Here is an 8,924-nt window from a genome sequence, read left to right on the forward strand (position 1 = left end):
CTTGGTAAATTAATAGAAAAGAGACTATACCGTTTTCTAATGAAGATGTGTTTTATTCTGCACTGTAAAGACTTTGTACGCAACGTTTCCATATCATTCATTTGGTACAACTTTATAGAGAATTAGTATTAAGATCAACTTTTAAATTGTTGTAGTAAAAGTTTCTGTCTTCCCCGTAGCAGCTTCCGTCTTCACGTTTGCGTATTACGCGCAGTCTGTAAAGGCTTCTGTCTTCCCTGTAGCAGCTTCCGCCTTCACGTTTGCGTATTACGCGCAGTCTGCAAAGGCTTCTGTCTTCCCTGTAGCAGCTTCCGCCTTCACGTTTGCGTATTACGCGCAGTCTGTAAAGGCTTCTGTCTTCCCTGTAGCAGCTTCCGCCTCCACGTTTGCGTAAGTTTTTGCTTTATTTGTAGTAACTGCTGCTTTAAAGTTTCCGTGTTACGCGCAGTTTGCAAGAGTTTTTGCTTTGACATTTGCTCAACTTCTACGCAAAATCTATAGTTACTAAGATGTTGATGAAATAGTATTACGCTTATTTTTACTGAAGTAAACTACGTTTTTGCAAAACAGAAGGGCTTTATTTTAAAAATAAAAAATAAAAACTACTGTAAATTACGTAAATTTATATTTTTTAATAAAAATCAACAATTTTACGTATGACAACTTTTTTAACAATTGTCCACCATAGAGTTATTACAAATTTGCAGAACAAGTATTAATTATGGCAAGACATAAGCGCAGTTCACGCATTCTCGACAAAGCAGAAGTCCGTCTAGCAAGTGTTAAATCAATTAATCCAATGCTTGATGTGGGAGAAGGATTAACAGTTAAATCTTATACTGAAAAAATTGAAAACCTGCGGCAATCTCTAGAAACATATAATACCACTCTTTCTACTATTGATGTTTTGCTAACCCAAATCATTGAACATGAAAGAGATTTAGCAGATTATTCTGAGAAAATTTTGCGTGGTGTTGCCTATAAATTTGGTAACAATAGCCATGAGTATCAAATGGCTGGAGGTATTCGGAAAAGTGAGCGTAAGCGTACTTTTCGTCAAAGTGTAGCTTTGCCTACAAGCTAAATATAATAAAAGGCTGTTGACTGTTGACTGTTGACTGTTGACAGTCTTTTAAGAGGGTGTTTGAAAAGTATACTAGAAACCCCTCTCCATAGCTTGCTTCCCGCAGGGTACCTCTCCCCGAAACGGAGAGAGGCTTTGAAACCCCCATTCCCTGTCTCCGACACGCTGCGCGAACGCAGGGAAGGGGAGGCTCAAGGGGTTAGGTTTTTAAGATTTTGGTGTTAGCAATGATACTTTTTAAACATCCGCTAAGATTACCAAAAGTTGCCAAAAAATCAACATTCATTGTTAGCACTTACGCAACTGGCATATTATTTTAAATCTGTAGTGAGGATTTTAGTCCTTAAAATAAAAGCTAAAGTCCTAACTACACGCAAAAAAATTTATTTTTTGTGACACTTGCATAAGTTTTAATTGTTACAAAGAAATCCTACATAAGAAAATATGCAGAATTTAGGATGTGTCAGTGCAATAAAACCTAAATATACTCGGAAAATATTTATACTGATGCACTCTATCAAAGCATCAATTTTGGATAATTCATCAAAGGCGGCGGGAAAGCCACTCCTTTCAAGGGGTGGGAGGGATAGCCGCCCCGCCACCGTTAATTGCTGACTGATGACTGTTAACCGTCAACTGTCAACGTGAAATCCCATCTTCTTTTAGGAGTGGGATGAGCTTAATTTTTTGTGTTCCCTGAGTTTAAAATCTTAGTTATTTTACTGAGGTAATTAGCTAAATAAGTACATTAATATACATTATCAATGTAAGTGCAAATATTATCATCAACGTCCTAACCGGGGTGGACATCAATGACATTTCCAAACGATCGCCATCAAGAACTGGAACAACGGGAACGGATACTGCGGGAGAAGGAAGTAGAATTGCGGTTAAGAGAAATAGAACAACAAATTTCTCCAGAAGATGCAACCTTTCATAAAACTGTTAAGCACCAACCAGAACAAAAACCTTGGATAAAAAAAGTAATTCTGGGTGCAAAGTTGTTTGCTTTGGGTGTAGCGGCGTTAGTTGCAGTGAGGATTGCTTCGGCTTTGGCTGGGTTAATTATCATTGCAACTTTAGGATGGGTATCTTATCAGCTATTTTTTGTATCTCGAAAAAAATAATTCTTAACTAAGGTGTAATTATCGTGGTTAATCAAGTAGCGACTGATAGATTTATTCAAGATTTGGAACGTGTGGCTCAAGTGCGTTCGGAAATGGCAGTCTGTTTAAGCAAATTATCTGACACAATTAATCAGGCGGAATTAGCTGGGGATACATCATCTGGTAAGCTGAGTTTAGAAAGAGATTTAGAGGATATTTCTGTAGCAAGTAAGAACCTAAAAAAAGGTGTGTTTCGCCTGTTAGTTTTAGGGGATATGAAGCGGGGTAAAAGTACTTTTCTTAATGCTTTAATTGGTGAAAATTTATTACCTAGTGATGTTAACCCTTGTACTGCTGTATTAACTGTATTGCGGTACGGTGCAGAAAAGAAAGTTACTATTCATTTTAATGATGGCAAAAGACCACAAGTATTAGATTTTGCTAGCTTTAAATATAAATATACAATTGATCCGGCAGAAGCAAAGAAGTTAGAGCAAGAAAAAAAATCAGCTTTTCCTGATGTTGATTATGCAGTTGTAGAATATCCTTTGACTTTATTAGAAAAAGGAATTGAAATTGTTGATAGTCCTGGGTTAAATGACACGGAAGCACGCAACGAATTATCTTTGGGATATGTTAATAACTGTCATGCAATTTTATTTGTGATGCGAGCTTCCCAACCTTGTACTTTAGGGGAGCGTCGCTATTTAGAGAATTATATTAAAGGTCGGGGTTTATCTGTTTTCTTCTTAATTAATGCGTGGGATCAGGTGAAGGAATCATTGATTGATCCTGATGATGTTGAGGAGTTAAAAGCGTCAGAGAATAGGCTAAGACAGGTATTTAAGGCAAATTTGGCGGACTATTGTTATGTAGATGGTCAAGATATTTATGATGAGAGGGTGTTTGAACTGTCATCAATTCAAGCACTGCGGCGACGGTTGAAGGATTCTCAAGCAGATTTAACCGGGACTGGCTTTCCTGAGTTTACAGCTTCCCTCAATACATTTCTTACCAGAGAACGGGCGATCGCAGAACTGCGACAAGCCAGAACATTAGCAAGACAAGCTGTCAACCACACCCGCGAAGCAATTGGGAGACGCTTACCATTATTAGACAAGGATGTTGATGAATTAAAAGAAAAAATTAATTCTGTCGAGCCGGAGTTTACTAAACTAAACAATATTCGTGACCAATTTCAAAAGGAAATTTTTACTACTAGGGATACCCAAGCGCGCAAAGTTTCGGAATCTTTCCGCAGCTATGTTTTAAATTTGGGTAATACTTTTGAAACTGATTTTTTACGTTATCAACCAGAGTTAAATTTGTTTGATTTCTTAAGTAATGGGAAGCGAGAAGCGTTTAATGCTGCACTACAAAAAGCTTTTGAGCAATACATTACTGATAAGTTTGCAGCGTGGACTTTAACCGCCGAAAAAGATATTAATGTGGCGTTTAAAGAACTTTCCCGCAGTGCATCCCAATATGGTGCATCTTACAGTAAAGTGACAGACCAAATCACCGAAAAACTTACGGGACAAAAAGTTACGGTGAATCCTACAACTACCACAGAAGATGATAACTCTCCTAGTTGGGCAAAATGGGCAATGGGATTGTTATCTTTGTCTCGCGGAAATTTGGCTGGTGTGGCGTTGGCTGGTGCTGGGTTTGATTGGAAAAATATTTTGTTAAATTACTTTACTGTGGTTGGAATTGGGGGGATTATTACAGCCGTTACAGGTGTACTTCTCGGCCCCATTGGATTTGCTTTACTTGGTTTGGGTGTAGGTTTTTTACAAGCAGACCAAGCGCGGAAAGAGTTGGTTAAAACTGCTAAGAAGGAGTTGGTTAAATATTTACCCCAAGTAGCTCATGAACAATCGCAAACTGTCTATGATGCGGTGAAGGAATGTTTTGATGCTTATGAAAGGGAAGTGAGTAAGCGGATTAATGATGATATTACTGCGCGGAAGTCGGAGTTAGATAATTTATTGAAGCAGAAGGAAACACGGGAGATTAATCGGGAGGGTGAGTTAAAAAGGTTTAAGAGTTTGCAGGAAGATGTGATTGCTCAGTTGCAAAAGATTGAGGCTGCTTATAGTAATTTGTTGGCTTATTATGGCTAAATGAGGGAGTTTTAACGCGGAGGGGCGCAGAGATGTAAGAGAGGAGGAGAGTTTTTTCTTCTCTCTTTGTTTTTATGAAAAAAAGGCAGGTTTAAAACCATGTGAGTTTGACGGCTGGAAAAACCCCTCTCCAAACCTCTCCCCTGCAAGGAGAGAGGCTTTAAAAACGTATTTCGTCCCGCTACGCTAACGCTTCTTGTGGGTGGCTGTTTTGAATTTTGAATTTTGAATTTTGAATTGAGCCGGGGGGTTTTATGGAGCAGTATACAGGTTATGGAAGTTTGATTGAGGTGTTGAAGTCTGCGTCTGGGTTGTTGGGGTTGGAACGGACTTCTCAGTTACATCAGGATGTGGTGTCTATCTGTAGTTATTTGGAAAATCCTAATTTTCGGATTGCGGTTTTTGGCCCTTTTAATCATGGTAAGTCTACTTTGTTAAATGCGGTTTTGGGTAGTCGCGCTTTACCAATTGATTTGATTCCGACTACAGGGGCGGCTATTACGGTTAAGTATGGTTCTAGTGTGCGATCGCGTATCATGTTGGTAGATGGTACAGAAGTTTATCGCAGTGGTACGGAAGTTTTACAGCAGTTCGCTATTCTCGATGGTAATAGACAGATGCGCCGGGATGTGGCATCTGTTGAGGTTTTTTGTCCCCATCCGTTTTTAGAAACTGGTGTTGAGTTTGTGGATTTACCAGGAACTAATGATAGGGAGGAGCAAGATAATTTAGTTAAGGAACAATTATTGAGTGCAGATTTGGTGGTGCAATTACTCGATGGGCGCAAGTTGATGACTCTGGGTGAACGGGAAAATTTGCGCGATTGGTTATTGGATAGGGGTATTAAAACAGTTATTTTTGTTGCTAATTTTCTTAATTTACTGGAACCGGAAGAACAACAACAGGTACAAAATCGGCTCAGGTTTGTTGCAGAAAGTTTTCGGGCTGATTTACCTCCAGGATTTAGTAATTTGTATCGGGTTGATGCTTTACCCGCTTTACGCGCCAGGTTGAAGGGTGATGTGGCTGCGGCTAGTAGTAGCGGTTTAGCGGCGTTTGAAACAGCTGTGCAAAATGTTGTGGGTATCTTGCAACAAAATCGGGGCAGTGTGAAGTTACCGAGAGTGCAGGCGATCGCATCCCAAATTCAATTATCATTAAAAAATAAAATTGACCCTATTGCTCATGAGTTTAAAGCTTTTGATGATAAACAAAATGCCAAGTTTGCAATTAAACAAAAAGCGCAAGACTTAATTGGACGAGGTTTTACTGCTAGTATTAATGAATTAGGTGATTGGCTGGCTTTACCTAATTTACTTGCCAAATATCAAGCTGATGCTGCCGTTGCTTTAGCAGAAAATAACTTTAAATCTTGGCAAATAAACAATCTTAAAAAAGACTTGAATGAGTTACAAATAGCTGTAGTGAAGTGGCTTTATCAAGCATACGAATTTTTCCAAGAAGAACGACCAGAAGATTTATCAATTCCTTTACCTAGTGAACCAATTATTACCCTACCGCCTAAATCTGACAGTGGTGATACGTGGAGTGAACCCGGTTCAATTGCTGTCGGTGGTAGTATAGGTTGGTTATTAGGCGGGCCTGTCGGTGCGGCTGTGGTTGGTAGTGTTTCCTATTTACTCAACAAAAATGTACAACAGCAAGATGACCAATTAGCTAATGAATCTTATCATCAACAAGTTGCCAAACTTTGTATAGCTGCAACGGAAGAGTACTTTGCTCATCTCAGCCATCAAGGTTTATCAATCTTAGCTGAATATGAACGCCAAGCAGAAAAGGTAATTTGTTTTAAGGTTACTCAAGAACCACAAGAAATTACTCAAAAACGTGCAGAGCTACAACGATTGCAACAGAGTTTCAATCAATTACTGAGTGAGTTAAAAAAATTCAAAATTGCTTCTAACTATCAACCTTATATAGAAACGCCAAAAGTTACTCAAACTCAACAAAAATCTTGGACAAAACAAGAACGCATATATACTCGCCCACCCCAAGCTACACCTAACCCACCACAACAAGAAAATACAGCTAAAACTACTGAGAAAAAAGTTGCACAACCAAAGCAGCAAGTTTATTCACCACCACCAAAAACTACCCCTTCACCCAATCCCGCAGAGTTAGAAGCAAAGTTTCGCAACTGGGAAATGGATGAGGAAATAGCACAAATGAAAGCAGATATGCGTTCTCCTGGTTCTCAAAATAGTCAGCAGCCAAATCAAAATACCCAAGCACCTAAACCACCCCAAAGCCAAACAGAAAAAGATAAAATTGCTCATGCTTATAAGGTTTTAGGATTGCCACAGAATGCTACTTTTGCTGATGTTAAACAAACTTATAAAACTTTAGTCAAAAAATGGCATCCAGATTTATTTGTAAATCAACCCCAGATGCAGAAACAAGCGCAGGAGAAAATGCGTTTATTTAATGAAGCTTATACGGTGTTGTCTGATAAGAAATAGGGGTGTAAGGATGTGGGGGTTTAGGGGAAGAGAAAACAGAGATTAACTCGGTATCATTTTGTACTATTCTTGCAAGTGCCGTGTTAAAGACACTGTAGCTGTGAGCAGTAGTAAATGATATTTGGCGTTACATAAATATGGGATAATTTCTATCACGCAGTAGACGCTTTGCTGCTACTCTACGAGTTCTCCGCAGGAGTACCCGCAGAGTAGCGCAGAGACGCAGAAAGCATAAAGATTTGGAAATTTCAGCACTTCAAATTTCATCCATTGAGTCAGCAACGCCTAATATTTTTCGATAATAGACTGAAATTGTTATTTGAACTTAACTATATGGGTAAGATATATCTAGAAAAATGTAATTAATTTTACTAGCAGTCCTCAAAAAACCGTGAACAAGTCACAAGCAATTAATCTACTAGAAAACGAGGGATGGACAAAAGCAGATGCGATGAGAGCGTTGGAAGTGGTTGACTTTAAGACTAATCCTGATGAAATTACAGTTCGTCGAGCTATTTCAAGTTTTGCGGGTACAGAACTCATCAATCGCCAACGACTCCAAGCTGCTCAGAAAGGTATAGTAACAAAAAAAAATAAAGAGATTGAAAGAATTCATCAGGAATATACAGCTAAAATCAACCAACTAAATCAGTCTTACCAACAAGAACAGCAAAAATATACCTATGAAATTCAAAATTTATCAGACACAAATAAAGTGTTGGATACAAAACTTCAAAATGCCAATATTCAGAACAATGAATTAGTTCAAGCTAATAAACAGTTACAAAATGATAACAAAGCTTTGAAAAACCTTATAGATGAAATCAGGCTCAAATTAGCTATAAATACTAAACAACTGCTTCAGTATGAAGATAGTGAACTTAGGAAAGCACTAATCCATATGTTTAAATCTACACTTGGATAGATAATTTATTTTATGACTAAGAAGAAAAGAAATTTCCAGGGTATGAGTTATCGTGTAATACAAATCAATAACTCTGAAAATAAACTTAAATTGTATCAAGAAGACCAATTTTGGCTAAAGAAAAATGGCTACAAAAATGTTGGCTGGAATGATGTGATTAGTCTTTACGAAAAAATTGCAGAATTCTTACAAAAATATAATCTAAATGATTTAACGCTTGAGGAGTTATTTCTAGAAGCAGATCGGATAGGTAACAAATATCAGACGATTCAAGAAATTACTGATTTTAATCAAAAGTTAGCTGTAGAAGTAAATGAAATTGCCGAGTCTATAGATACGCATTTTCCTGACACGGAAATAGAGTTTATTGATTTTAGTAATAGTTATCAAAATAAAAATAAGAAAAAATATAAACGCAATTCTCATAAAAATATTCAGTATTAAATAAAGTATTATGAATCTAGAAGATAAACAACTTAAAGAATTATTTTCCCTAGCAAATAAGATTGGGAATAAGCGATATCACAAACTTACATATCAAGACTTTGAAAATTACAGAAAATTTGATTACTGGCGATATATTAATGGTGATTATGAATGCGGCACTACCCAAGAAAGTAAAGATTGGGTAACAGAAAACTCAGACGGTTATTGTCCAATTTGTGAGCAACATTATTCTGTAAAAGGTGGTAAAAGTATAGACCATAAGTTACCACGCTCACAATATCCTTGGTTATCAATAGATTTTCAAAACCTATGGGTAATTTGCCGAGATTGTAACCAAGAAAAGAGCGACATGAATTGGTATGAATATGAACATTATATATTTGTCAATTATCCTAATTGGTATCCTGCTGTAAAGATGGCACGTCCCAAGTTACTGCTTAATTCATTAAAATAGACTTGTCTACAAAAGATAAAAAGCTTACTGTGAAGGGATTATAGGAGATATAACTGAGATAAGATAGTTATCATTGCTGAACGTAAAAATCACGGTTTAAGGATGAAAATCTGAAAAATATCAAAAGTTTCTCAAAACATAGCTTTCTAAAAAAGTAAATGTTCAAGCGAATTATTTAAATATCATGGTTTAGTATAAATGAAGCATTGAGATGTAACCTAACTAATCCACATACCGTCTTTATCACGTGACTATAACGATGTCGAGCTAGACGAAATCTATCACTGGCTACTCGAAAGATT

Annotated in this window: 7 protein-coding genes; all 7 read left to right on the top strand. The window is 37.3% G+C overall.

Going from position 1 to position 8,924, the window contains the following annotated elements; genetic code table 11:
- Nucleotides 1–721: 721 nt before the first annotated feature.
- The 7 genes from H6G14_RS09040 to H6G14_RS09070 all read left to right on the top strand — a co-directional run bounded on the left by H6G14_RS09040 (nt 722) and on the right by H6G14_RS09070 (nt 8,622).
- Complete coding sequence (locus tag H6G14_RS09040; protein WP_190566994.1) at nt 722–1,084, top strand: hypothetical protein; 363 nt, start codon at nt 722–724, stop codon at nt 1,082–1,084.
- Nucleotides 1,085–1,896: 812 nt separating this feature from the next.
- Nucleotides 1,897–2,211, top strand: a complete 315-nt coding sequence (locus tag H6G14_RS09045; protein WP_190566995.1) for a DUF3040 domain-containing protein — start codon at nt 1,897–1,899, stop codon at nt 2,209–2,211.
- A 23-nt stretch (nt 2,212–2,234) separates the two neighbouring features.
- Nucleotides 2,235–4,316, top strand: a complete 2,082-nt coding sequence (locus H6G14_RS09050; RefSeq protein WP_190566997.1) for a dynamin family protein — start codon at nt 2,235–2,237, stop codon at nt 4,314–4,316.
- A gap of 254 nt (nt 4,317–4,570) precedes the next feature.
- Nucleotides 4,571–6,796 (top strand): dynamin family protein, encoded by a 2,226-nt coding sequence (locus tag H6G14_RS09055; protein WP_190566999.1) that lies wholly within the window; start codon nt 4,571–4,573, stop codon nt 6,794–6,796.
- 391 nt (nt 6,797–7,187) lie between these two features.
- Entirely contained in the window at nt 7,188–7,721 is a 534-nt protein-coding gene (locus H6G14_RS09060) for a hypothetical protein (RefSeq protein ID WP_190567000.1), read from the top strand.
- 12 nt (nt 7,722–7,733) lie between these two features.
- Nucleotides 7,734–8,165, top strand: a complete 432-nt coding sequence (locus H6G14_RS09065) for a hypothetical protein (protein ID WP_190567002.1) — start codon at nt 7,734–7,736, stop codon at nt 8,163–8,165.
- 10 nt (nt 8,166–8,175) lie between these two features.
- The gene (locus H6G14_RS09070; RefSeq protein ID WP_190567004.1) at nt 8,176–8,622 is read left to right on the top strand and encodes an HNH endonuclease; all 447 of its coding nucleotides are present in this window, start codon (nt 8,176–8,178) and stop codon (nt 8,620–8,622) included.
- The last annotated feature ends 302 nt before the right edge of the window (nt 8,623–8,924 follow it).

It is taken from the genome of Nostoc parmelioides FACHB-3921 (assembly GCF_014696625.1).
GTDB lineage: Bacteria > Cyanobacteriota > Cyanobacteriia > Cyanobacteriales > Nostocaceae > Trichormus > Trichormus parmelioides.